The 21698-nt window shown below is 52.6% G+C and carries 25 protein-coding genes and 2 pseudogenes; 14 read left to right on the plus strand and 13 right to left on the minus strand.

From position 1 onward, the window contains the following. Positions 1-57 precede the first annotated feature (57 nt). Positions 58-1251 carry a benzoate/H(+) symporter BenE family transporter gene (locus EA20_RS0115910; protein WP_024967770.1) on the minus strand — a complete coding sequence of 398 codons (1194 nt, stop codon included), beginning with the start codon at positions 1249-1251 and terminating at the stop codon, positions 58-60. A gap of 90 nt (positions 1252-1341) precedes the next feature. On the opposite strand from EA20_RS0115910, the gene EA20_RS0115915 reads away from it, so the two are divergent. Further along, complete coding sequence (locus tag EA20_RS0115915; protein ID WP_024967771.1) at positions 1342-1923, plus strand: helix-turn-helix domain-containing protein; 582 nt, start codon at positions 1342-1344, stop codon at positions 1921-1923. A gap of 174 nt (positions 1924-2097) precedes the next feature. Further along, positions 2098-3330: a peptidase T gene (gene pepT / locus EA20_RS0115920; RefSeq protein WP_024967772.1), complete on the plus strand. Its 1233-nt coding sequence runs from the start codon at positions 2098-2100 to the stop codon at positions 3328-3330. A gap of 116 nt (positions 3331-3446) precedes the next feature. On the opposite strand, the gene EA20_RS0115925 is transcribed toward pepT, so the two are convergent. The 10 genes from EA20_RS0115925 to rluE form a co-directional block, all read right to left on the minus strand. Beyond that, on the minus strand, positions 3447-4574 hold the full coding sequence (locus EA20_RS0115925) for a cupin domain-containing protein (RefSeq protein ID WP_024967773.1): 1128 nt from the start codon (positions 4572-4574) through the stop codon (positions 3447-3449). Between the two features lie 87 nt (positions 4575-4661). Continuing rightward, entirely contained in the window at positions 4662-5192 is a 531-nt protein-coding gene (locus EA20_RS0115930) for a DUF421 domain-containing protein (protein ID WP_024967774.1), read from the minus strand. A gap of 120 nt (positions 5193-5312) precedes the next feature. After that, positions 5313-6551 (minus strand): sodium:proton antiporter, encoded by a 1239-nt coding sequence (locus tag EA20_RS0115935; protein WP_024967775.1) that lies wholly within the window; start codon positions 6549-6551, stop codon positions 5313-5315. 295 nt (positions 6552-6846) lie between these two features. Then, on the minus strand, positions 6847-8307 hold the full coding sequence (gene phoQ, locus EA20_RS0115940; RefSeq protein WP_024967776.1) for a two-component system sensor histidine kinase PhoQ: 1461 nt from the start codon (positions 8305-8307) through the stop codon (positions 6847-6849). Positions 8308-8310: 3 nt separating this feature from the next. Further along, positions 8311-8979: a two-component system response regulator PhoP gene (phoP, locus tag EA20_RS0115945; protein WP_024967777.1), complete on the minus strand. Its 669-nt coding sequence runs from the start codon at positions 8977-8979 to the stop codon at positions 8311-8313. Positions 8980-9104: 125 nt separating this feature from the next. Further along, the gene (gene purB, locus EA20_RS0115950) at positions 9105-10475 is read right to left on the minus strand and encodes an adenylosuccinate lyase (RefSeq protein ID WP_024967778.1); all 1371 of its coding nucleotides are present in this window, start codon (positions 10473-10475) and stop codon (positions 9105-9107) included. 28 nt (positions 10476-10503) lie between these two features. Continuing rightward, positions 10504-11148, minus strand: coding sequence for a high frequency lysogenization protein HflD (hflD, locus tag EA20_RS0115955; protein WP_024967779.1), 645 nt, complete (start codon positions 11146-11148; stop codon positions 10504-10506). Positions 11149-11216: 68 nt separating this feature from the next. Further along, positions 11217-12320, minus strand: a complete 1104-nt coding sequence (gene mnmA / locus EA20_RS0115960; RefSeq protein WP_024967780.1) for a tRNA 2-thiouridine(34) synthase MnmA — start codon at positions 12318-12320, stop codon at positions 11217-11219. 57 nt (positions 12321-12377) lie between these two features. After that, positions 12378-12854 carry an NUDIX domain-containing protein gene (locus EA20_RS0115965; protein ID WP_024967781.1) on the minus strand — a complete coding sequence of 159 codons (477 nt, stop codon included), beginning with the start codon at positions 12852-12854 and terminating at the stop codon, positions 12378-12380. A 26-nt stretch (positions 12855-12880) separates the two neighbouring features. Beyond that, positions 12881-13543 carry a 23S rRNA pseudouridine(2457) synthase RluE gene (gene rluE, locus EA20_RS0115970; protein WP_024967782.1) on the minus strand — a complete coding sequence of 221 codons (663 nt, stop codon included), beginning with the start codon at positions 13541-13543 and terminating at the stop codon, positions 12881-12883. A gap of 102 nt (positions 13544-13645) precedes the next feature. Between rluE and icd the strand changes: the two genes are divergently transcribed. Further along, positions 13646-14896, plus strand: coding sequence for an NADP-dependent isocitrate dehydrogenase (icd, locus tag EA20_RS0115975; protein WP_024967783.1), 1251 nt, complete (start codon positions 13646-13648; stop codon positions 14894-14896). Positions 14897-15018: 122 nt separating this feature from the next. Here the strand turns inward: icd and EA20_RS20410 are convergent. Continuing rightward, positions 15019-15590 (minus strand): annotated as a pseudogene (locus tag EA20_RS20410) (tyrosine-type recombinase/integrase); the annotation flags it as partial. Here EA20_RS20410 and EA20_RS20860 point away from each other — a divergent pair. The 7 genes and pseudogenes from EA20_RS20860 to EA20_RS21145 all read left to right on the plus strand — a co-directional run bounded on the left by EA20_RS20860 (position 15522) and on the right by EA20_RS21145 (position 18354). Further along, complete coding sequence (locus EA20_RS20860) at positions 15522-15842, plus strand: hypothetical protein (protein ID WP_235192660.1); 321 nt, start codon at positions 15522-15524, stop codon at positions 15840-15842. The pseudogene EA20_RS20410 and the gene EA20_RS20860 sit on opposite strands and share 69 nt — an antisense overlap. A gap of 329 nt (positions 15843-16171) precedes the next feature. Continuing rightward, a complete protein-coding gene (locus EA20_RS0115990; RefSeq protein ID WP_024967786.1) occupies positions 16172-16630 on the plus strand; it encodes an STM2901 family protein in 459 nt (152 codons plus the stop codon). Next, complete coding sequence (locus EA20_RS0115995) at positions 16624-16953, plus strand: DUF1493 family protein (RefSeq protein WP_024967787.1); 330 nt, start codon at positions 16624-16626, stop codon at positions 16951-16953. The genes EA20_RS0115990 and EA20_RS0115995 overlap by 7 nt, the downstream gene beginning before the upstream one ends. Before the next feature lie 22 nt (positions 16954-16975). Next, positions 16976-17200: pseudogene (locus tag EA20_RS20420) on the plus strand (type VI secretion system tube protein Hcp); the annotation flags it as partial. Positions 17201-17401: 201 nt separating this feature from the next. Then, complete coding sequence (locus EA20_RS0116000; protein WP_024967788.1) at positions 17402-17743, plus strand: DUF1971 domain-containing protein; 342 nt, start codon at positions 17402-17404, stop codon at positions 17741-17743. Between the two features lie 52 nt (positions 17744-17795). Beyond that, positions 17796-17975 (plus strand): hypothetical protein, encoded by a 180-nt coding sequence (locus EA20_RS0116005; RefSeq protein ID WP_024967789.1) that lies wholly within the window; start codon positions 17796-17798, stop codon positions 17973-17975. Positions 17976-18216: 241 nt separating this feature from the next. After that, complete coding sequence (locus tag EA20_RS21145; RefSeq protein WP_235192661.1) at positions 18217-18354, plus strand: hypothetical protein; 138 nt, start codon at positions 18217-18219, stop codon at positions 18352-18354. Positions 18355-18975: 621 nt separating this feature from the next. Here EA20_RS21145 and EA20_RS0116020 read toward each other — a convergent pair. Then, complete coding sequence (locus EA20_RS0116020; protein WP_024967790.1) at positions 18976-19524, minus strand: serine acetyltransferase; 549 nt, start codon at positions 19522-19524, stop codon at positions 18976-18978. Positions 19525-19889: 365 nt separating this feature from the next. Between EA20_RS0116020 and EA20_RS21150 the strand changes: the two genes are divergently transcribed. From EA20_RS21150 to EA20_RS0116050, 4 genes are all read left to right on the plus strand, one after another. Further along, entirely contained in the window at positions 19890-20021 is a 132-nt protein-coding gene (locus EA20_RS21150) for a hypothetical protein (RefSeq protein WP_235192662.1), read from the plus strand. A gap of 367 nt (positions 20022-20388) precedes the next feature. Then, positions 20389-20736 carry a TonB family protein gene (locus tag EA20_RS0116040; protein WP_024967791.1) on the plus strand — a complete coding sequence of 116 codons (348 nt, stop codon included), beginning with the start codon at positions 20389-20391 and terminating at the stop codon, positions 20734-20736. Positions 20737-20990: 254 nt separating this feature from the next. Beyond that, positions 20991-21374 carry a putative holin gene (locus EA20_RS0116045; protein WP_024967792.1) on the plus strand — a complete coding sequence of 128 codons (384 nt, stop codon included), beginning with the start codon at positions 20991-20993 and terminating at the stop codon, positions 21372-21374. Further along, positions 21361-21642, plus strand: a complete 282-nt coding sequence (locus EA20_RS0116050) for a phage holin family protein (RefSeq protein WP_024967793.1) — start codon at positions 21361-21363, stop codon at positions 21640-21642. The genes EA20_RS0116045 and EA20_RS0116050 overlap by 14 nt, the downstream gene beginning before the upstream one ends. Positions 21643-21698 lie beyond the last annotated feature (56 nt).

Genomic DNA, 21698 nt, shown 5'->3' on the forward strand with positions numbered 1-21698 from the left:
CGCGAGTGTACACCACGCGCGGCGCTCTGCCCGCGACAGCCCCCTCCTTTAGAGCAGTCAGCTACCGGCCTGCTTTTCGCCTTTTGCCAGTGAGCAAATCAGCTGCGCTATGACGCCACCCACCAGCCCCCAGAATGCGGCGCCAATACCTGCCAGGCTCAGCCCGGAGGCGGTAATAAGAAAGGCGATCACGGCGGCTTCGCGCTGCGTCTCATCCGCCAGCGCGCGTTGCAGACTGCCTGCGATGGTCCCCAGTAGTGCCAGCCCGGCAATGGTATGGATCAGCGCAGGCGGCAGCGCGCTGAAAAGCTGGCCAATTGCCCCGCCAAACAGCCCCGCGAGCAGATAAAACAGACCGGCACAGGCGGCGCCCCAGTAGCGACGCTGCGGATTGGGATGTACGTCCTGACCCATACAAATGGCGGCGGTAATGGCGGCAATACAAACCGAAAAGCCGCCAAACGGCGCAAGCAACAGCGACGTCAGTCCGGTCCAGGCCATCAGTGAAGAAACTGGCGTCCGGTAGCCAGCAGCCTGCAGAGTAGCGATCCCCGGTGCGTTCTGCGACGCCATGGTCACGACAAAAAAAGGAATACCGATGCCAATCAGTGATGAAAGCGTAAAGTGCGGTGCGGTAAAGGCAGGCATGGCGAAAGCCACTGGCTGGCCGGAAAAATGAATATCGCCGCCGGTACCGGCAACACCCAGGCCCGCCATCAGCGTCAACAGGATGGCATAACGGGGAATAAAGCGCCGTGCCAGCAGATAGGTCAGACACATCGTGAAAGTCAGGGCAAAGTTAAGCTGAAGCGAGGCGAAAGCGTCGAGGCCAAACCGCAGCAGGATGCCGGCCAGCATCGCGGCGCAAATCGCCTGGGGAATATGTTTCATCAGCCGGGCAAACAGTCCTGTCACGCCGCAAAGTAGTATCAGGCCAGAGGCGAAGATGAAAATACCGATGGCATCGGGCAGCGGCGTACCGGGCAAGCTGGTGACCAGCAGTGCCGCTCCTGGCGTTGACCAGGCGGTCAGCACCGGCGTGCGATACCAGAGCGAAAGCCCGAGTGAAGTGACGCCCATTGCCACTCCGAGCATGGTTAACCAGCCGCCGGTGGTGGCTTCTGATGCGCCTGCCGCCCCTGCGGCCTGGAAAATAATGGCGGCGGAGCTGGTATACCCCACCAGTACGGCAACAAAACCCGCGATGATCGCAGGCAGTGAAAGATGGCGAAATGAGAATGGTGGGCGCATGGGTCGCTCCGGCTGTGCGTTATAGCGCACAATATAGCACCGTGCGTTATAGCGCACAAGGCGCTATACTGCCGCCTTAGCGGAGGAACTATGAGCGAAAACTTTCCCAATCCGGGACACATTCTGAAGACGCTGCGCCTGTCGCGCGGCTGGAGTCTGACCCAGGCGGCTGGGCAGACCGGCGTCAGTAAAGCGATGCTGGGACAGATAGAACGGGGGGAATCCAGCCCGACGGTGGCGACATTATGGAAAATCGCGACCGGCTTTCATGTTCCTTTCTCCGCTTTTATCACCAGCGGCCCGCAACATGACAACCCGGGCGCTCTTCGCAGTGAACAAACTTCCCAGTGGCAGCAGCACACCGCAACGATGCGCGTCGCGCCTCTGTTTCCGTTCGATCACCAGCTTGGTTTCGACATGCTTTGTGTTGAGCTGGCTGCCGGGGCGATCAGCAACTCCTCTCCGCATGATGCTGGCGTGATTGAACATATCTTTGTTCTGCAGGGAGAGCTGACTTTGGTTGTTAACGAAACGGAGTACAGGCTGGCGGTAGGCGAGGGGCTGCGGTTTCAGGCCGACGGTCCGCATAGTTACCGTAACGAAAAGCCCGGCATTGTGCGCTTTCAGAGCCTGATCCACTATCCCCAGACGCCAGTCCAGGCGCCTGACTGACGGTAAACACTCTACTGACCAGTTGCCATTACGCCTTACTGCATAATAAAAACGGCTAAAATCAGGTTTGACGGCCACAAAGGTGGTGGTCAACACGCTATTGAAGTGACCTGACGCAATATTCTGCGCATTCAGGTTCCCGATAATAGAGAAAGGCAATCAAAGGGATGGCAAATGGACAGATTACTCGATCGCTTCTTAAACTATGTTTCATACGACACGCAGTCGAAAAATCACGTGCGTCAGGTCCCCAGCACGGAGGGGCAGTGGGTACTGGCAAAGCTTCTTCAGGAAGAGCTTGCTGAGTTAGGCCTGGCTGAGGTCACGCTGAGCGATCGGGGAATAGTGATGGCGACACTGCCTTCAAACGTCACCTGGCCGGTACCGACCATTGGGTTTATCGCCCATATGGATACCTCCCCAGACTTCACGGCAAAAAACGTTAATCCCCAAATCGTTGAGAACTATCGCGGTGGCGACATCGCGCTGGGAATTGGCGATGAGATACTCTCACCGGTGATGTTTCCGGTGCTCCATACGCTGACCGGCCATACGCTGATCACGACCGACGGTAAAACGTTGCTCGGCGCCGATGACAAAGCGGGTGTGGCGGAAATTATGACCGCGCTGGCGCGCCTTATTCATACTGATCTGCCTCACGGCGATATCCGTATCGCCTTCACGCCGGATGAAGAAATTGGTAAAGGCACCCGCGCTTTTGACGTGGCGGCCTTTGCGGCAGACTGGGCCTATACCGTGGATGGCGGCGGGATGGGCGAGTTTGAGTATGAGAATTTTAACGCCGCCTCCGTTACGCTGAAAATTAGCGGCAACAATGTCCATCCCGGCACAGCAAAAGGCGCAATGGTAAATGCTCTCGATCTGGCGATGCGCTTTCATGCCGCCATACCGGCGCGGGAAGTCCCGGAGCAGACCGCAGGCCATGAAGGTTTTTATCATCTCCACGGCATCAAAGGGGGAGTGGATAAGGCGGAAGTGCACTACATCATCCGCGACTTTGACCGCGAAGGCTTTGAGGCGCGCAAGAACAGGATAAAGTCTATCGCTGCTGCGCTGTCGCAAGACCTGCAGGCTGGCTGTGGCATTGAGGTGCAGATTGAAGACAGTTACTACAATATGCGGGAAAAAATTGAGGCGCATCCCCATATTATCGAAACGGCGCTTCAGGCGATGCGTGACTGCGATATCGAGCCGGTAGTGAAACCGATCCGGGGAGGAACGGATGGCGCAGCGCTCTCTTTTATGGGACTGCCTTGCCCAAATCTCTTTACCGGCGGTTACAACTATCACGGTAAACATGAGTTCGCGTCGCTGGATATTATGGAAAAAGCGGTAGCGGTAATTATGCGTATCGCTGCATTAACGGCGGAGAAAGCGAAAAGTTAAGGCAGCCTCCCGGCGTTACATTTGCCACGTAATACGTGACAACGTAACGTGGCTGAAGCCTGAAACATAGGCCTTGCGATCCCCCTCCCGCCGCAGGGCGGCGGGAGGGGGATTGATTACGCTTCTTCGCCGAAATACCAGTAACCGCTGTTCACCAGCGCGGCAAGCTGGGCCAGGAAGGAGGGATCGTCCAGCGCAGCACCCAGCGCTTCTGCATCCACACTGTGCCGGTTAGCCAGCGTTTTTAGCGCATCGCGATGTGAGGATTCAATCTGCTCTCCGTTAACGAAAACGGCATCGCCAACGGAGATAACGCGCAGTCCACCCAGACGGCTCAGCGTATCGCCCTGTTGCAGAGCATCGTAAATTTCGTCTGGCTGGTAAGGCGGCTCAGGCGGTGCAATATCCAGCTCATGGCGTGACTGTGAGATAAATTCACCAAACCACTGCTTAAATTGCTCTGGCTGCCCGAGAAGTTCGAGCATCATGGCACGGATCCCATCAATCTCCTGTGGCAACACCTCAGCAGGATTGTCCCGGGCAGAAATGTCTGGATCGCTGTAGCGGTGGCTGCCCAGCTCTCGGGAAAGTACGTAATCGGCAAAGCCGCTAATCAGTTCCCTGCCGCTGGGCGCCCGGTAGCCGACGGAATAGTTCAGCGAGTTCTCAAGTGAGTAGCCCTCATGAGGAAAGCCCGGCGGAATATAAAGAATATCTCCCGGTTCCAGCTCTTCATCAATGATCGCCTCAAAAGGGTCGACCTGAAGCAGATCCGGGTGAGGGCAATGCTGTTTCATCGCCACTTTTTCGCCAACGCGCCAGCGGCGACGACCCGTGCCCTGAATGATGAAAACATCATACTGATCGAGGTGTGGCCCCACGCCGCCGCCAGGAACCGAGAAGGAGATCATCAGATCGTCGGTGCGCCAGTCCGGCAGAAAGCGGAACGGTCGCATCAGCGCCGCTGAAGGTTCATGCCAGTGATCGACAGCCTGCACCAGCAGCGACCAGTTGTTCTCACCCAGGTGATCGTAGCTTTCAAAAGGGCCGTGACTCACCTGCCATTTGCCCTCATCGTGACTGACCAGGCGGCTGTCAACTTCGTTCTCCATTGCCAGTCCGGCCAGTTCGTCTGGGGAGAGAGGATCGACAAACTGTTTAAAGCCGCGCTTGAGCACGACCGGGCGTTTTTGCCAGTAGCGCTGGATAAAATCGGGCCAGTTGAGATCGAGCTGATAGTCCATAATGCGGGTTCCTGAAGGGCAGAGTTTCGGCAATTATAACAGGGCCGGAGGTCAGCAAGGTAACGCATTTGCTGCATTTGACCGGGCTTACTCAACCGGCTTTGGCGCCCTGACGTCAGCGAGGGCTGAATATCCTTTATCCGGCGATGATTTGACTACGCTGAAGCTGCCGTCTGACTCAAGTATGACCGCATCAATCTCTTCCAGCGCGGCGTGTCCGCCTGCGCGGATGGCAGCGTAGATCTCATCTTCATTGACCCGCGCCGCCCGCAGAGCCTGGGAAAGAAACTGACCCTGGAAGAACAGAAGCCGGGGTTCACCCGTTACCAGTTTGCTGAACCCACGAGATCTGACGCTCGTCCAGGAGACAACGTACTGCAATGCTATCAGCAGGGCGAACGCCAGCGTGCCCTGGGCGAGAGAAACGTCGCGGTTAAGTAATATCGTGGCAAAGGTGGAACCGAGCGCCACGGTAACCACCAGATCGAACGCATTCATTTTAGAAAGCGTACGCAGGCCAGACAGCCGTAGCAGGACGATCAGGTTAATATAGGCGAACACGCCGATGACAAGCGTGCGCACCAGAAAAGCAGTGTTGCTGAAAAATATCCCTTCCATATTTTCTCCGTTATCAGAGGATAAACATAATGCATAACTGCGGGAAAACCAGCTTAGTGGCGCCGTATCAGTAAGGGTAGCGCACTCTACCTTGATCGGGAGAAAGCAGCATCCGACACCTTATTTATCAGGCCGCATCACCCGGCTCGTCAGCTTTCCAACAGAGGTTCCCTGCACAAGAATAGAGAAGACCACGACCAGATAAGTCAGCGAAACGAGGGTATCCCGTGTCTCTCCAGGCGGCAGGGAAAGCGCCAGCGCCACGGAAATGCCGCCGCGCAGCCCGCCCCAGGTCAGTACCGCCCAGGCGCCTTTCGGTAAACGAAACCGGGAATCAAGCAGGGCAACCGGCAGGCCAACGGTCAGTAGCCGTGCAGCGAGCGTCAGAAGAATGACCAGGCCTGCCACGCCCAGCAGCGTATGGGTGAAATGAAGCAGGATCACCTCAAGCCCGATCAATACAAACAGCACAGCGTTGAGAATTTCATCGAGCAGTTCCCAGAACATATCAAGATTTCGCTCTGTTTCTTCAGACATCGCGCTGGAACGCCCCTGATTGCCGATAATCAGCCCCATCACTACCATTGCCAGGGGACCGGAGACTTCCAGCGCGATTGCCAGCGCGTAGCCGCCTAAAACGGCTGCCAGCGTCAGCAGTACCTCTTCCTGATAACTGTCGATACTTTTAAGCATCAGGTAGATGATATATCCCATCAGGGCGCCCAGTAATGCGCCACCGCCTGCTTCTCTCAGGAGTAGCGTAGCCGTACCCGACACCGTGGGAACCTCCGCGCCGGCGAGCATGCCAAGCAGCAGGGAAAACAACACCACGCTCACACCATCGTTAAAAAGTGATTCTCCAGACATCACCAGTTCCACATTCTTTGGCGCGCCAACTGCGCTGAGAATGCCGAGCACCGCTATTGGATCGGTGGGTGAAATCAAGGCGCCAAAAATGAGACAGTAAATGAAGGGGAGCTGTAGCCCGGTGAGCAGTGAGATCCCCCACAGAGCGACACCGATAATCACGGTTGAAAGCGCAGTCCCGATGACCGCCAGTGAGGCTACCTGCCACCGGTAAGCACGTAGCTGTTTAAGGTTGACATGTATGGCGCCGGCAAACAGCAACAGCGACAGCATGCCCTGCATCAGGAGTTCAGAAAAATCGACGGATTCTACCAGTGATTGCTCAAGCAGGCTCAGCGTATGGAAACCCAGCTTATCGGCCAGCATATTCAGCAGCGAGAGCACCAGTGCAATGGCCATCACCCCAATGGCGGGCGGCAGGCCGACATAACGTCGGTTGAAATAGGCCAGCAGGGCGGTTATTGATAAAAATATGGCTACAACATTCAGCATTTGACTTCCTCTCCGTCATGCTGCCTTCCGCGGATCTGAACCGCGTTTTCTGGCTTAGGAACGCTTAATGATTGTGATTTCAGGCGTTTCGCGGGGAGTACCCTGTGCCTGGTTTGCAGCAGTAAGAATAGCAGCGCAGATGAGATGGCCTGCCGGAAAATTAAGCAAAGGGCAGTAAACCGTTAAATATCAGGCCACTGAATGAGCTAATGACGTGGATAAGCATTGCAGGACAGAGCAGGCTGAATCCAGGCAGAGAGCCACCGGGAGAGAAGCAAGGGGCATGGGAAGCGGATTAGTCTTCCCCGTGGTTCTGAACACCGCCCTGGCGCCGGAAGATCACTTCCATACGCGCGCCGCCCAGTTCGCTGGAGGAAGCGATGATATCGCCTTCGTACTGCTCCAGAATGTCCCGTGCAACCGCCAGACCCAGCCCCTGACCGGGACGCAGCGTGTCGGCGCGCTGGCCGCGGATAAAGACCAGATCGCGCTTGCTGGCCGGGATGCCCGGACCATCATCTTCCACAATCAGATGCAGCTGGTCGTCAGACTGCCGGGCGCTGATTTCCACAAACTCCAGACAATATTTGCAGGCGTTATCCAGCACGTTGCCCATTACTTCCATAAAATCGTTTTGGTCGCCAATAAATGTCAGTTCCGGCGTAATATCCAGCGTCAGCGAGACGCCTTTACGCTGGTAAACTTTATTCAGCGCTGAGCAGAGGCTGTCAAGCAGGCCGGGAACCGAGTGCAGATCGCGCTTCAGCACGTTGTGATCCGCCTGCATGCTTGCGCGGTGAAGGTAGTAACCAATCTGCTGGGAAATACGGCTGATCTGCTCCAGCATAATAGGTTCAGCCTGCTCAATCGTCAGGTTGCCACGGAGCGACCGCAGCGTGGTTTGCAGCACGGCCAGCGGCGTTTTCAGGCTGTGGGTGAGATCGCTTAAGGTAGTACGGTAACGGGTATAGCGCTTCTGCTCGTTATCAAGCAGCAAATTCAGGTTGCGCACCAGGCTTTTCAGCTCCTGTGGCGGTTGCGGATCGAGCGTGTCGCGGCTGCCGGTTTCCAGCTCGCGAACCTGGCTTGCCAGCTTGCCAATCGGCTGCAAACTCCAGTGGGCGGCGAGCCATAGCAGAGGGATGACCAGCAGCAAATTGACCAGCAGCACGTAGCTGAACCATGACCAGACGACGTCAGAGTGCTGCAGTTCCTGCGGCATTGAGTCGACAACCACAATCGTCAGCGCGGGCAGGTTTGGCGTGGCCTGATAGTGATTGACGGCCACCGAGTGGGTAAAGGTGTCGTTGTTGTCGTAATCGTAGGCGGTTAGCTGATTCTGGGCTTCCTGATTATTACCGAGCGCCTGACGGCTGGTGCTGTTGTCGGTATCAATTTCATAAAAATCCGCCCGTTTCAGCCACTCAGGTTTGATTTTTTCACGAATTTCCGGCACATCACGCACCTGCCACAGCAGCTTGCCCTGATCGTCATAGATGAAAATGAGCGTGGGAAAGTTCAGCGAAACGCGTTCAGGCTGGGCGATGGTGAGCTTGCCGTCACGCCACTGGGCAAGCATAAAATAGAGATTACTTTCACCACGCATTATCCGGTAGGTGTTCTTATCGAAACTCACGACGTAACCAAACACCGCCACCATCCCGTAAGAAAGTGACAGAATAAGCACCACGGCCGCCGTCGCCAGCAGAAATCGCGCGCGGAGTGAGAAAGGCTTTTTAGTCGTTGAGCCTGACATAGATCAGAGATCGAACCTGTAACCCTGACCGCGCACGGTAGTGATAACATCGACCGGATGTTCCGCCTGTATCTTTTTACGCAGCCTGCCCATCAGCACATCAATGGTGTGGCTTTCGCGCAGTTCCGCGTCGGGATAAAGTTGCAGCATCAGGGAATCTTTGCTGACCACTTTGCCCGCGTTGCGGATTAGCGTTTCAATAATGGTGTACTCAAACGCGGTCAGCTTAATTTGACTTTCGTTTATCGTCAGCTCGCGGCGGGAAAGATCGATCTGGAAAGGCGCCAGCGAGATAATCTGCGAAGCCAGCCCGCTGTTGCGACGCATCAGCGCCTGGAGACGTGCGGCAACTTCTTCAATATGAAAAGGCTTGGTGACATAGTCATCCGCACCGGCCTCAAGCGCTTCCACCTTCGCCTGCCAGCCTTCACGCGCGGTCAGTACCAGAATGGGCTGCTTGATATCTTCGCCACGCCAGCGGCGGATCAGTGACATGCCATCCTCATCAGGCAGACCCAGGTCAACAAGGGCGATATCAGGCGTATGTTCGCTGAGAAAATAGTCTGCCTCTTTGGCATCTTCCGCAGCATCCACCTGATGGCCCATATCGCGCAGCTGAACGGCCAGGTGATGACGAAGCAGCGGATTATCTTCCACAACCAGTACGCGCATAAGGTTATCCTTCCAGAGAGAATAAAAGGGCACATGGCCTGATAGTATAACGGAGCAAGTATAGGTGAAAGCGGATAAACGGCAGATTAACGCGGGTCAGTTTTCACTAACCCGCAGGAGGGGATTTACTTCAGATCGTCAACCATCTGCACCGCACGGCCCAGGTAATTGGCCGGGGTCATCTGCTTCAGGCGGGTTTTCTCTTCTTCCGGCAGCGGCAGCCCGTCAATGAACGCCTGCATACCCGCAGCATCAACGCGCTTGCCGCGGGTCAGCTCCTTCAGTTTTTCGTAGGGCTTTTCAATGCCGTAACGGCGCATCACGGTCTGCACAGGTTCCGCCAGCACTTCCCAGTTATGATCGAGCTCATCCAGCAAGCGGTCACGGTTAACCTCGAGTTTCGCGATCCCTTTCAGCGTCGCCTGATAAGCGATCAGCGCATAGCCGACGCCGACGCCAAGATTGCGCAGGACGGTGGAGTCAGTCAGGTCGCGCTGCCAGCGGGAGAGCGGCAGTTTGCTCGCCAGGTGCTGCATTACCGCGTTGGCCAGGCCCAGGTTGCCTTCCGAGTTTTCAAAGTCGATAGGATTGACTTTATGCGGCATGGTGGAGGATCCAATCTCACCCGCGATGGTTTTCTGCTTGAAGTGATTCAGCGCAATGTAGCCCCAGATATCACGGTCAAAATCGATCAGAATGGTGTTGAAGCGCGCCATACAGTCAAACAGCTCAGCGATGTAATCATGCGGCTCGATCTGGGTGGTATAGGGGTTCCAGGTGATGCCCAGTGAAGTGACGAAGCTTTCGCTCAGCGCATGCCAGTCTACCTCAGGGTAAGCGGCGATGTGGGCGTTATAGTTGCCTACTGCACCATTAATTTTCCCAAGAATCTCAATACGTTCAAGCTGGCGAAGCTGGCGTTCGAAACGATAGGCCACATTGGCCATCTCTTTACCCAGCGTGGAAGGCGTCGCGGGTTGTCCGTGCGTGCGGGAAAGCAGCGGAATATCGCGGTACTGTACGGCAAGGTCTTTTACCGCAGCGATGATTTTTGTCCAGTAGGGCAGAATGATTTCCTGGCGCGCCGTCTCCAGCATTAATGCATGGGAGAGGTTATTGATATCTTCTGAGGTACAGGCAAAGTGAATAAACTCGGACACTGCATGCAGTGCGGGAACCGATGCCACTTTCTCTTTCAGAAAGTACTCCACCGCTTTGACATCGTGATTGGTGGTGCGCTCAATGGTTTTAATGCGGGCGGCGTCTTCTTCACTAAAATTAGCAACTATCGCATCAAGGTAAGCGTTTGCGTCAGCGTCAAATGCAGGAACTTCCCTGATCTCTGCGCAGGCGGCCAGTTTCTGTAACCAGCGAACTTCAACCTCGACGCGAAACTTCAGCAAACCGAATTCGCTGAAAATGCCGCGCAGCGGGCTGACTTTGTCGCCATAACGACCATCAACGGGTGAGACGGCAGTCAGAGAGGATAATTCCATCAGTGCAACTCCTGGGAAGGTTATCAAATTAAAGTGAAGTGTCGGTCATTCGGGACAGCATTTTCTTTGCCTCACCGGCAAGACGATTACGGGAGAACATCAGCTGGAGGCGTCCACCGCCAACCTGGTGCCAGAGCACCGCAGCACGAATGCCCGCCAACAGCGCGGCACGCACCTTACTCTGGATCTGCGCATTTTGCAGCACCGCAGGCGAACCGGTCACCTGGATGCGGGGTCCCAGAGGGCTGATAACGTCCACATAAATCGCCGCCATTGCGCTCAGCAACGTATCTGAATCTAAATCATAGTGCGCCAGCTGACGGTCCAGCTGGGCAATGCGTTCGGCCAGTTCATTCATGGCGTTTTTATTTGCGCTCAGCTTACGCTCAAGCACCATCAGGCTGAGCGTGTAGCGCGTCAGCTCGGCGCCTGCACCGTGGCGGCTGCTGCTATTAAGCACCGCCAGCAGCGTTTCCAGCCCGAAGCGCAGGTTCGTTTCATCATTACCAAACACCGCCAGCGTGGAGGAGGGGCTCAGATCCACAACGCTCTGCAGTGAAGTTTTCAGCGCATCTGCAGGACAATGGCCCTGATGCGCCAGCTGCTGGACCAGATGCGCTGACTGACAGATGCCTGCCAGAGCCAGCGTGATATCGTAATAATTTTTCGCCACGGTAACTCCTGTTTACGCCAGCGCGGGCTGTTCACATGCCTGCAACGGCAGGCGTCCGACGGGAAAAATCAAAGCAGCGGCATACGCGCTTCGATAATGCCTCCGCCCAGACAGATCTCATCAAGATAAAATACGGCAGACTGGCCTGGGGTGACGGCGGCGACCGGCTCATCGAAGCGTACCTCAATGCGATCGTCGCCCAGCGGCGTAACTGTGCAGGGGATATCCTCCTGACGATAGCGGGTTTTAACCACGCAGCGTAGCGGAGCGGCCAGCGGCTGGCGATCCACCCAGTGCAGCTGTTGCGCCGTCAGGCCTACCGACATCAGGCGGGGATGCTCATGCCCCTGCGCCACGACCAGCAGATTGTTCGCCACATCTTTATCCACCACGTACCATGGTTCATCACCAGCCTGCTTAAGGCCGCCAATACCCAGCCCTTTACGCTGGCCGAGCGTATGATACATCAGCCCCTGGTGTTCACCGACGGTTTCACCTTCCGTATTGACGATAGCCCCTGGCTGAGCCGGGAGATAGCGCCCCAGGAAATCGCGAAACTTACGTTCGCCGATAAAGCAGATACCGGTAGAGTCTTTCTTCTTCGCCGTCACCAGCTCAAGTTCTTCTGCCAGACGGCGGACTTCAGGTTTGGCAAGCTCGCCCACCGGAAAGAGGCTTTGTGCGATCTGCTCGTGACTCAGGGTGTAGAGAAAATAGCTCTGGTCTTTATTACCGTCCAGACCGCGAAGCAGGCGACTTTTTCCCTCAACATCCTGGCGGCGGACATAGTGACCCGTCGCGATAAAATCGGCGCCGAGATCTTCCGCTGCGAATTCGAGGAACGCTTTGAATTTGATCTCTTTATTACAGAGAATATCGGGGTTTGGCGTGCGGCCAGCCTTATACTCTTCAAGGAAATGCTCAAAGACATTATCCCAGTATTCGGCAGCAAAATTCACCTTGTGCAGCGTGATGCCCAGTTTGTCGCATACCGCCTGCGCATCAGCGAGATCTTCCGCTGCGGTACAGTATTCCTCACCGTCATCTTCCTCCCAGTTTTTCATAAACAGGCCTTCAACATGATAGCCCTGCTGTTGCAGCAACCATGCGGAAACGGAGGAATCAACGCCGCCGGACATGCCGACAATTACTTTTTTCTGGCTCAGAGACATGAGAAATACCTGACTTTAGTGGCCGTTAAAGGCGGCCCTGTAAAATTGCGCCGTAGTTTACCATGCGTCAGCGGCGGGCGCATCCTCGCTAAACGGCCACTGAAATGCGCTGAGCAGCGACAGCGGATAGCGCTGCGCCTGCTGATAGATCAGCACACTTTCCGCAACCAGCGGAGAACGCAGCTTTTTTGCCGTCAGGATCTGTTCCGGCAGAAGCCACCAGCAGCGGTCAATATCCCGATCCTGCGGGTAAGTTGGCAGCATTTTCGGTAAATCCAGCGCGAATAAGAACCGCAAAAAGGGCGTATTATCCGGCGCAATCCACTGGTGCAGGCGGAGAAATGCTTCCGGCACCGCCTCAATGCCGGTTTCCTCATAAAGCTCGCGCGTGGCGGCCTGGAGCAGTGTTTCATTGGCCTCAAGATGTCCGGCTGGCTGGTTCCAGGTCGCGCGCCCGCGGACCATCTCCTCCACAACTAAAAAATGCCCTTCGGCCTGGACGACGGTTGCCACGGTAACGTGCGGTTTAAACATGCCTGACTCCTTGCGGTAAATAAAATCTAAAGAGAGAAGTGATGGGTGACGTCGCGCCATTCTCCAGGCGCAAGTTTCTCCAGTTCGAGCTTGCCCATGGCGAAACGGATCAGGCGCAGAGTGGGAAAACCGATATGGGCTGTCATCCGGCGTACCTGGCGGTTACGGCCTTCCAGCAGGGTAATTTTAAGCCAGCTGGTGGGGACAGCCTTGCGTTCACGAATGGGCGGATTTCGCGGCCAGAGCCACTCAGGTTCCGCCACACTTTCCACGCCGGCTGGCAGGGTAGGGCCATCTTTCAGATTAACCCCATCCCGTAAAGCCTGAATCGCGGCCTCATCCGGCTCGCCTTCGACCTGCACAAAGTAAATTTTACCGGTGCGTTTACCCGGTTGCGTCAGCGTAGCCTGAAGCGCGCCATCATTGGTCAGCACCATCAGCCCTTCGCTGTCGCGGTCCAGACGGCCCGCCGCATAGACGCCGCTGACCGGAATATAATCCTTTAACGTCTGGCGTCCTGCTTCGTCGGTAAACTGGGGCAGCACATCAAAGGGTTTGTTAAAAACGATCACCCGACGCGGGCCACGATCGGCGCCTTTCGCGGCTGGCGGTTTGCTGAATCGGTTAACTTGGTGATTTTTAACGGAAGATTTACGCATGGTCTTTGCACCCGGTGAGAATGAGCGCATTATACCGCAAACCCGTGATGATTGGCGCGGCGGGAATATTCAAGTAGTATTGACCCGCATCTTACAAATCATTAACAAAAAAAGCGTTCGAAGGAGAGGTTAATGGAAAGCAAAGTAGTTGTTCCGGCGGAAGGTCAGAAAATCACTCTGGATCAGGGGAAACTGAACGTTCCTCACAACCCAATCATTCCCTTTATCGAAGGTGACGGCATTGGCGTTGACGTTTCTCCAGTGATGATCAAAGTTGTCGATGCCGCTGTGCAAAAAGCCTATAACGGTGAGCGTAAAATTTCCTGGATGGAAATCTACACCGGCGAGAAATCGGTTGCCCTGTATGGCCAGGATGTCTGGCTGCCGGAAGAGACCCTCGACCTGATTAAAGAGTACCGCGTGGCGATCAAAGGCCCACTGACCACCCCGGTCGGCGGCGGTATTCGTTCCCTGAACGTGGCCCTGCGCCAGCAGCTCGATCTCTATATCTGCCTGCGTCCCGTGCGCTATTACACCGGCACGCCAAGCCCGGTCAAACGTCCTGAAGAGACCGATATGGTCATCTTCCGTGAGAACTCCGAAGATATCTATGCGGGTATCGAGTGGAAAGCCGGTTCGGCTGAAGCGGATAAAGTGATCAAGTTCCTGCGCGACGAAATGGGCGTGAAGAAAATTCGCTTCCCTGAGCAGTGTGGTATCGGCGTGAAGCCGTGTTCTGAAGCGGGCACTAAGCGTCTGGTCCGTGCTGCCATCGACTACGCGATCACGAACGATCGTGATTCGGTCACGCTGGTGCACAAAGGCAACATCATGAAGTTCACCGAAGGCGCTTTCAAAGACTGGGGATACCAGCTGGCGAAAGAAGAATTTGGCGGCGAGTTGATTGATGGCGGTCCCTGGATGAAGATCAAAAATCCAAACACCGGCAAAGAGATCGTCATTAAAGATGTGATTGCTGACGCCTTCTTACAGCAGATCCTGCTGCGTCCGGCTGAGTATGACGTTATTGCCTGTATGAACCTGAACGGCGATTATATCTCCGACGCCCTGGCGGCGCAGGTTGGCGGCATCGGTATTGCACCGGGCGCCAATATTGGTGATGAATGCGCGCTGTTTGAAGCGACCCACGGCACGGCACCTAAATATGCAGGCCAGGATAAAGTGAACCCAGGTTCGGTTATCCTTTCTGCGGAAATGATGCTGCGTCATATGGAATGGTTCGAAGCCGCAGACCTGATTGTTAAAGGTATGGAAGGCGCAATCGCTGCCAAAACCGTGACCTATGACTTCGAACGTCTGATGGATGGCGCTAAACTGCTGAAATGTTCAGAGTTTGGTGATGCGCTGATCGAGAATATGTAACGGTAATTTTGTAACATACGGCCAACATAAATGGTGAGTTTATGTTGGCTTTTATCTTCTCGCTTCCTTTCCCCAAAACTTCCCCAAAACTCTCCCCCAAAATTGTCTATAAATTAGGCTCTTTAAAAGGCTATGACCGTCCAGTCTTTTCCCCTGTCATCATGATATTTTGCCGTCTGATGGGGTGATTTGTGACCGAGTAATTTTTGCGTATCGATCCCCTGAGCCTTATACAGTCTTTCTGACAGTGAACGTTGTTCGTGAAATGTTGGTGCCTTACCGTCAGGCCACGAAAGCCCGGAGCGGTTTCTAGCTTTTTTGAACGTGGTAGTTATCGAACTGGTTGAAACTTTGCCACCCCTCGTTGCTTGTGATGTGCTGTGCCGGAAATGCACCAGGTATTTACTGACCACAGCATCACGGCATTTAGCCACAACCTCACGCAGGGAAATATCCCCGATGCGCTGTCCAGTGACAACGGCCAGCAGCATTGCACACTGAAGGTAGGGAAGATGATTTTCAGCCTCGGCGTAAATCGCTTTCCACTCTTGAAGGGAAAGGCGTTCGCGTTTTACCCGGTTACGCGGCTGGCGGGTTGCCTGCGCCGGATTGTAGCCGGGGGAACATGCCCGGCGTGCTGGGCTTCCTTGAACACGTCGATGAGCGTTGTCCGGACAACCTGCGCCATGCGGTTGGGGTAGTTGAGATCGTCTATCGTGGCGAGAACCTTTACCGCTACGTACCGGGCGGTTGGGTAATTTTTCAACGTGATAAAGGAGTCGGTGGTGGGTATTGGGTCAGCAGGACGTGGGATGGCTTTTACGAGTTCGGACAGGAAAAACCCGTGTCCCTACATGACGGGTTACAGTTCATTGCTGCGTGGGCAAGGACACAAAAATTGGCAGCTGAAACAAATTATTTTGATGATGGATTTACTCTTGGATAAGATTTTTTTTGCTGATGAGAATAACGCCTTCAGGGGCAAAAAAAGGGCATTTTAAAGGGGGGTGGCGGTGGTTAGCGTAGTTTGTTTGTCTTATTAATTTCATGAAATATAGATAAATTATTTACTAATCAATGCCTGACGAGAATTAAGGCTGTACCTTGATAATAACTGAAAAACCAAATTTAGAATGTCTGTAAGAACCGAAAATTATCAAAAATCTCCAAATACGTCCCTGACTTAATTTCTCCATAACATTGACTATTGCTAAACAAAATGCATTGGCATCTATGATGCTATTGCTGGTTAATGTACTACGCAACGGAGTTTGCATGGATACGGTTGAGGAACTAAACGGAACATACTTTCATGCTGGGCGTTCTAATCTTACCGCTACGGAACTATTTTTCATGATATTCGTGATGAATACTGCGGATCACTTCGGAATTAAAGATATTGCCGCCGTTGTTGCTCTGTATAGCGGCGTTAATAACCAGACTACACGAGCCAAACCTATCAACGCCATACCCGGTACATCACGAATCTCTAAGGGTGTCAGAGGATTACTAAAAAATACAATGTTCCCTTTCGGCATCAAAATGCCAACCTGGATCGGGGGTTATACACCCTGGACCGTAAAGCTCAAGATGGTCAGAAAGGTAAGCACGTTTATTGGTCGAACTATCCCGCTCATTGGTGAAGTTATCCTTGCTGCTGATGTATCACAAATCACCTACTGCTCTATACGCGACTATAACGCCATAGCACGAGGTAACGATAAGATATGGTAGATGACATTGGACAGCGTGTGATTACTCTCGTGACTCGTCATAGTGGTGTGTACATGTTCAGGAAAAAGAAATACGACACATACACTGCGTCCTCAAGCATCCATTTTGACGTGAAGTTAGATCAGGATGATGCCGAAGAGCTGATCGAAGACTATTCGAGAGAGTTCAATGTGGATATGTCAAATTTCCGTCTTGAAACTTACTACCCTGAAGTTAACTTCTCCTGGAACCTATTAAAGAAGCCCGAACCAGTCGATGTTCCAGATTTTACTATCGGTATGCTGATCGAATCAGCAAAAGCCGGTAAATGGTTGTACGACTAATCACAAGCAAGGAGCTATAAAAATGGCTGTACCTGTACACTTATTTTTGACTGATGATGGCGGAGCAACGATCCGTGGTTCTTCTGATGTTGCAGACCGTGAAGGAAGTATTGAATTACGAGGCTTACATCATAATTTGACGATCCCAACAGACCCAATGACGGGGAAAGTTACGGGTACACGCCAGCATTCGCCTTTCCAGTTTACAAAAGAGCTTGATAGCGCTTCACCTTATCTCTTCAATGCTCCTTGAGGCGATGCCCGGTGTTATATGGTGTGCTGTTGCAGGGGCTAGCCGGCATCTAATCACCGGAACCGCTCCCATAATTATCTAAAAAAACTCATCTTTTACGTTTTTCTCAAATGATAATGATTTTTATTACCAAAATGCTTTACGGTTAAAATTTAAAGGTGTATTCTAAATGCATGTTTAGAGCAGGGGGTATTTATGAGCCATCAGAGAATTCCAAAGAACTGGACAATAAAACGTTCAACACCTTTTTTTACTAAGGAAAATGTTCCGGCAGCACTTCTCAGTCATCACAACACCGCAGCCGGAATATTTGGCCAGCTTTGTGTAATGGAAGGGACTGTTACCTATTATGGCTTTGCCAGTGAAGAGGCGACAGAACCGGAAGTGAAGGTTGTGATTAATGCCGGTTGCTTCGCCACCAGCCCGCCGCAGTACTGGCATCGTATTGAGATGACCGATGATGCTCAGTTTAATATCAACTTCTGGGCTGATCCTTCCTTTTCCGGTGAAGAAGTTTACAGCGCTAAAAAAGCCTAAGCACATCGCTCCCCGATTCACTATCGGGGAGCCTTATCAGAGGGTGTGAAGCATGATGACGAACTTCTTCTTTCAGTTTACGAAGCAGGTCGATTATGGTGAGCGTGAACTTTGCGCAGATCAACCGCTGCTGCATGTGAGTGAATACCTGGCTTATCTTTCCAGTGATACACCGTTTTTTCCGAACATGAACCCGGACCTGCTATCAGATACTTCATCGGCAAATAATTGATTGAGATTTTGCCATGAAGAGTGTCGCGATTGAGGCGAACATAGCTGCAGGTGAAACCACCTTACTGGAATCACTGGCGACGTTGTTATCAGAAAAAACAGGCGTTAAATGAGATGTAATCAGGTAACCTGTTGATCAAGAAACCGTATTCCTTGAACTGCTTAAGACGTTCGTAGCGAATCCGAACGCTGCAGATGCCAGGGGTGCTTATCAGCTCTATACTATTCGTTATCAACAGAACTTGTTAAAGACTATCCCTGACGGTAATTATATCGTCGAGCGTTCCCTGTTCAGCTTCCTGAACAAACAGGATGTCGGCTCGCTGGTGGCCGTCAGAGGCAACGTTGCGCGCCTGATTGATCATCAGCGGCACTCATGACCAAAGACGAAATTTTTGACGCCGCGCTCGGAAAAGAGGGTGGTTACGTTAATCACCCTGACGATAACCACGGCATTGTGGCGGGCAAGATGGGATGAGGCTGACGAAGCAAAAAACGACCTCGGGCTGAATATCAGGCTAATGCACTTCTCTGCACTTAGTCAGACGACATGACAGTCTCACGCGATGCGACATGCAGGCATCTACACGGTGTGAGAGGTCAGGGCGTGGTACGCCACCGGTGCGAATGCGATCAACTGCAAGTGCTCATAAGTCGAGGTGCTGGTCGATGCCAAAGGCACTCCGGTTAACTCGAAAGTTGTCGAGATGGCGCAGAAGGGATTCAGGCACTGGAAATCACTTGCCGCAAACCAATCACATCCCTGCTGCGGACATAAGCACGCGGCTTAATCGAGAGACAACCATGCCTATGCAATTCAATGTCACCACAAAGATGAACAGCCAGGCTGTTCGCCGGGAAACACATAATAGTGATGACACCAAAGCAGTTCAGGCAGCAATAGATTATCTGTCATCTTTACCATCATCGCGCGAAGGGGTTATGAAGGATCTACATTTTCTGGCATGAAAATTACCCTTGTGCCACAAAAATCCCGCTATCTATTCACGGGCGGGTAGCGTCTTTTCAATAATTGTGTTTTTCTTCTCTGTATAAACTGTACAGTTGTCGGGTACATCTTTATTAAGAAATGACATCGCGCCGAGAGAAACGTTATTGCCGATGTGCAAACTGTCTGCGATGACACAGCTATTTGAACCCATAAAGAAGTTATCACCAATAATGATTTTTCCTGCCTCATCTTTACCCACGCTACCGATAACGCAATTTTGGGTTAACTTAAGGTTTTTTCCAATAACGGCTCTTTTAGTAATCACCACGCCCACGTGATGGGCAATGGTTAATCCGGCACCAATCCGGGTGCCAAGCATAATATCGCAGGAGAAATCTTTTTTTAAACGGGCATGGATTTTATAGGCCAGACGTTTATGACCATTACAATAGAGATGATTAGCGAGCCTCCACCAGAAGACAAATTTCAGACCGGGTTTATTGCGCATTCTGGCGTAAAGACGGAAGAAAGAAAATTTTTTATCTTTGCCTATTACTTCTTCATGCCAAAATGATACTAATTCCCTGGTGTTTTTCACTTTTCCCTTGTCCTCGCACTTATAGTTTTTAACGCGGCTATCCGCACTGCCACCCGGTGATTACAGGTATAGCTGGTATGAAGATGATGAACTCTATCAGCGGGGGAAGGCGCTGGCAATAAGCGGAATCACTCGCTCATTATGCTGTAAAAAGCCTGTTTCGCGCCGGGCAAGCAGATGCAGGAAAGTGATTGCTGCTGTCAGGGAAAAAGTCAGACGGCAGGCAGTGTAGAGCATGCGCCGGTCAGCTTAGCCCTGGCGCTAAATTTTTGTGAAACGGGCTGCAAACTCAATTAAACAGCCTTCATGCGCAGCGCAGGCCGTCTACACTTCAGTTTACCCATAACGGGTAACCGGAGGTACCTATGTCTGAACGACCTGATGTTGTCGATCCGCTCCCAGATGATGAGCAATTCCCTGACATGCCAGAAGATGGATCGGGTGAGGAGCTTCCAGTACCGGGAGATGAAGATATTGCCGACGAAGAAGACGTCTGATCCTCAATGAATAAAGCCGCCTGCTATTGGGCGGTTTTTTTAACGGTGTCGCTTTACCAGAACCAGGATGACATGGTGATGCAGTAAGCCAGTGTAATGGAGAGCAGAGCAAGTTCAACAGGTTTTAAGAGCTGCATAGTGTAAGTCGTACTATTTGGATAAGTGCTGGTATACATCGGTCTCATTTCCGGAAACTTTAGCCCTGTCAGGCTGCTCTCTGAGCAACCTCTTCTGATTCATTCACTATGACCCTTCTGTTATCGCTTCCACTTCTCTGGGCAGCCACACTGCGCCTTCGCCTTGTTTCCGGTGAGGAAATCAGAAATAATGGTGTTGTTGAGAATTGAAATCATTTACAGGGAGTTCCATGTCTAAATTCTTCCTCATCCTTTTCACTTTATCCCTGACGGCCTGCGCCACAACGTCAGCTGACAAGGCACGGCAGCCAGCGCCAAAGGCGATTTCTAAAGCCTTTCCAGCTTATCCTCTCTATGCCTATAGCAATGGTCTGAGCGGGCATATCACCTTTGAATATGATATTGGGACTGACGGCAAAGTGAGCGAAATCCGTATTCTGGAGAGTCAGCCTCGCTATCTCTTCGATGATGCGATAGTCAAAGCGGTTTCAACATGGCGCTTTGAAGCCGGGCATCCTTATAAAAATATTCAACAGAAAGTGCACTTCAGGCTGCGCAAGCCAGATGCCATTCTGTGATATTCCTGAGGTGCGGTTATTCGTATCATTGAAGGGGCTGTTATAGCCAAAAACCGATATCTCACGATGTTCAAATCCCGCCAAAATCAGCACCAGAAATAATTTCAGAGAATCCTCACGCGTACGCGTTTCCCCCTCTACTCTTTTACTATCGACAGCACCAGCATAGTCAGACCGGGTTGTTTAAGCCCTGGCTTCGGCCAGGGCTTTTTTATTTCTCATTTTTGAGAACATACCGTAAGTAAGGGGGCTTTATGTTTGAGCAATTATTAGTGATGAGTGCAAATGCGGTAACGTTCTCGGAGGCAGGGGCGGTGGCCCAAAAACTGGAAGAGGTAGATTACAGCGTATTTTTCGGTGCCTTCGCAGGATCGGTTTTCTATGTGGCGACTGCTTGCAAACTCAGGATAGTGGTGAAAATCGCGTATTTTATTGTTTCGATGGTGGTTGGCATATTTGGTTCCGGATTAGCGGGGGCAAAGCTATCGCAGCTTTTAGGCTACAGTGACCGTCCGCTGGACGGACTTGGCGCAATTTTACTTTCCGCGCTGGCAATTAAAACCTTAACTTTCTTCAGCGAGCAAGATCCCGCTCTCTGGCTCTCACGCATTAAGGGAGGCTTCCATGGTCACAAGTGATCCTTTGGTCATAACAAACGTCGTAACATGTACCGCTATTGTGTTGCGCTTGATGCTCTTTCGCACGAAGGGGGGAATACATCACAAGTGGGCCTCATGGGTGGCCTATATCATCGTACTCGCCTACGCTGCCGTACCTATCAGGTATTTTTTTGATGACTATCATCAGGTCACGCTGGGGACGGTAGTGTTTAATTTTGTATTTTGCGCCGCAGTCTATAAGGCTAAAGGTAATGTGGCTGTGCTTTTCAAAGTGCTGAGGCCTTAATCTTGTCCTTCATCTTTTACTGAAGGTCCTGTTTCGGGATCCTCTGCGACAGGGCC

The organism is Pantoea sp. IMH, from assembly GCF_000599885.1.
Classification (GTDB): Bacteria; Pseudomonadota; Gammaproteobacteria; order Enterobacterales; family Enterobacteriaceae; genus Erwinia.

Excerpts from the sequence above, each read along its gene's own strand:
- EA20_RS0115910 (WP_024967770.1), bottom strand. The coding sequence starts at position 1,251 with ATGCGCCCACCATTCTCATTTCGCCATCTTTCACTGCCTGCGATCATC.
- EA20_RS0115915 (WP_024967771.1), top strand. The coding sequence starts at position 1,342 with ATGAGCGAAAACTTTCCCAATCCGGGACACATTCTGAAGACGCTGCGC.
- pepT (WP_024967772.1), top strand. The coding sequence starts at position 2,098 with ATGGACAGATTACTCGATCGCTTCTTAAACTATGTTTCATACGACACG.
- EA20_RS0115925 (WP_024967773.1), bottom strand. The coding sequence starts at position 4,574 with ATGGACTATCAGCTCGATCTCAACTGGCCCGATTTTATCCAGCGCTAC.
- EA20_RS0115930 (WP_024967774.1), bottom strand. The coding sequence starts at position 5,192 with ATGGAAGGGATATTTTTCAGCAACACTGCTTTTCTGGTGCGCACGCTT.
- EA20_RS0115935 (WP_024967775.1), bottom strand. The coding sequence starts at position 6,551 with ATGCTGAATGTTGTAGCCATATTTTTATCAATAACCGCCCTGCTGGCC.
- phoQ (WP_024967776.1), bottom strand. The coding sequence starts at position 8,307 with ATGTCAGGCTCAACGACTAAAAAGCCTTTCTCACTCCGCGCGCGATTT.
- phoP (WP_024967777.1), bottom strand. The coding sequence starts at position 8,979 with ATGCGCGTACTGGTTGTGGAAGATAATCCGCTGCTTCGTCATCACCTG.
- purB (WP_024967778.1), bottom strand. The coding sequence starts at position 10,475 with ATGGAATTATCCTCTCTGACTGCCGTCTCACCCGTTGATGGTCGTTAT.
- mnmA (WP_024967780.1), bottom strand. The coding sequence starts at position 12,320 with ATGTCTCTGAGCCAGAAAAAAGTAATTGTCGGCATGTCCGGCGGCGTT.
- EA20_RS0115965 (WP_024967781.1), bottom strand. The coding sequence starts at position 12,854 with ATGTTTAAACCGCACGTTACCGTGGCAACCGTCGTCCAGGCCGAAGGG.
- rluE (WP_024967782.1), bottom strand. The coding sequence starts at position 13,543 with ATGCGCTCATTCTCACCGGGTGCAAAGACCATGCGTAAATCTTCCGTT.
- icd (WP_024967783.1), top strand. The coding sequence starts at position 13,646 with ATGGAAAGCAAAGTAGTTGTTCCGGCGGAAGGTCAGAAAATCACTCTG.
- EA20_RS20860 (WP_235192660.1), top strand. The coding sequence starts at position 15,522 with ATGCCCGGCGTGCTGGGCTTCCTTGAACACGTCGATGAGCGTTGTCCG.
- EA20_RS0115990 (WP_024967786.1), top strand. The coding sequence starts at position 16,172 with ATGGATACGGTTGAGGAACTAAACGGAACATACTTTCATGCTGGGCGT.
- EA20_RS0115995 (WP_024967787.1), top strand. The coding sequence starts at position 16,624 with ATGGTAGATGACATTGGACAGCGTGTGATTACTCTCGTGACTCGTCAT.
- EA20_RS0116000 (WP_024967788.1), top strand. The coding sequence starts at position 17,402 with ATGAGCCATCAGAGAATTCCAAAGAACTGGACAATAAAACGTTCAACA.
- EA20_RS0116005 (WP_024967789.1), top strand. The coding sequence starts at position 17,796 with ATGATGACGAACTTCTTCTTTCAGTTTACGAAGCAGGTCGATTATGGT.
- EA20_RS21150 (WP_235192662.1), top strand. The coding sequence starts at position 19,890 with ATGTCTGAACGACCTGATGTTGTCGATCCGCTCCCAGATGATGAGCAA.
- EA20_RS0116040 (WP_024967791.1), top strand. The coding sequence starts at position 20,389 with ATGTCTAAATTCTTCCTCATCCTTTTCACTTTATCCCTGACGGCCTGC.
- EA20_RS0116045 (WP_024967792.1), top strand. The coding sequence starts at position 20,991 with ATGTTTGAGCAATTATTAGTGATGAGTGCAAATGCGGTAACGTTCTCG.
- EA20_RS0116050 (WP_024967793.1), top strand. The coding sequence starts at position 21,361 with ATGGTCACAAGTGATCCTTTGGTCATAACAAACGTCGTAACATGTACC.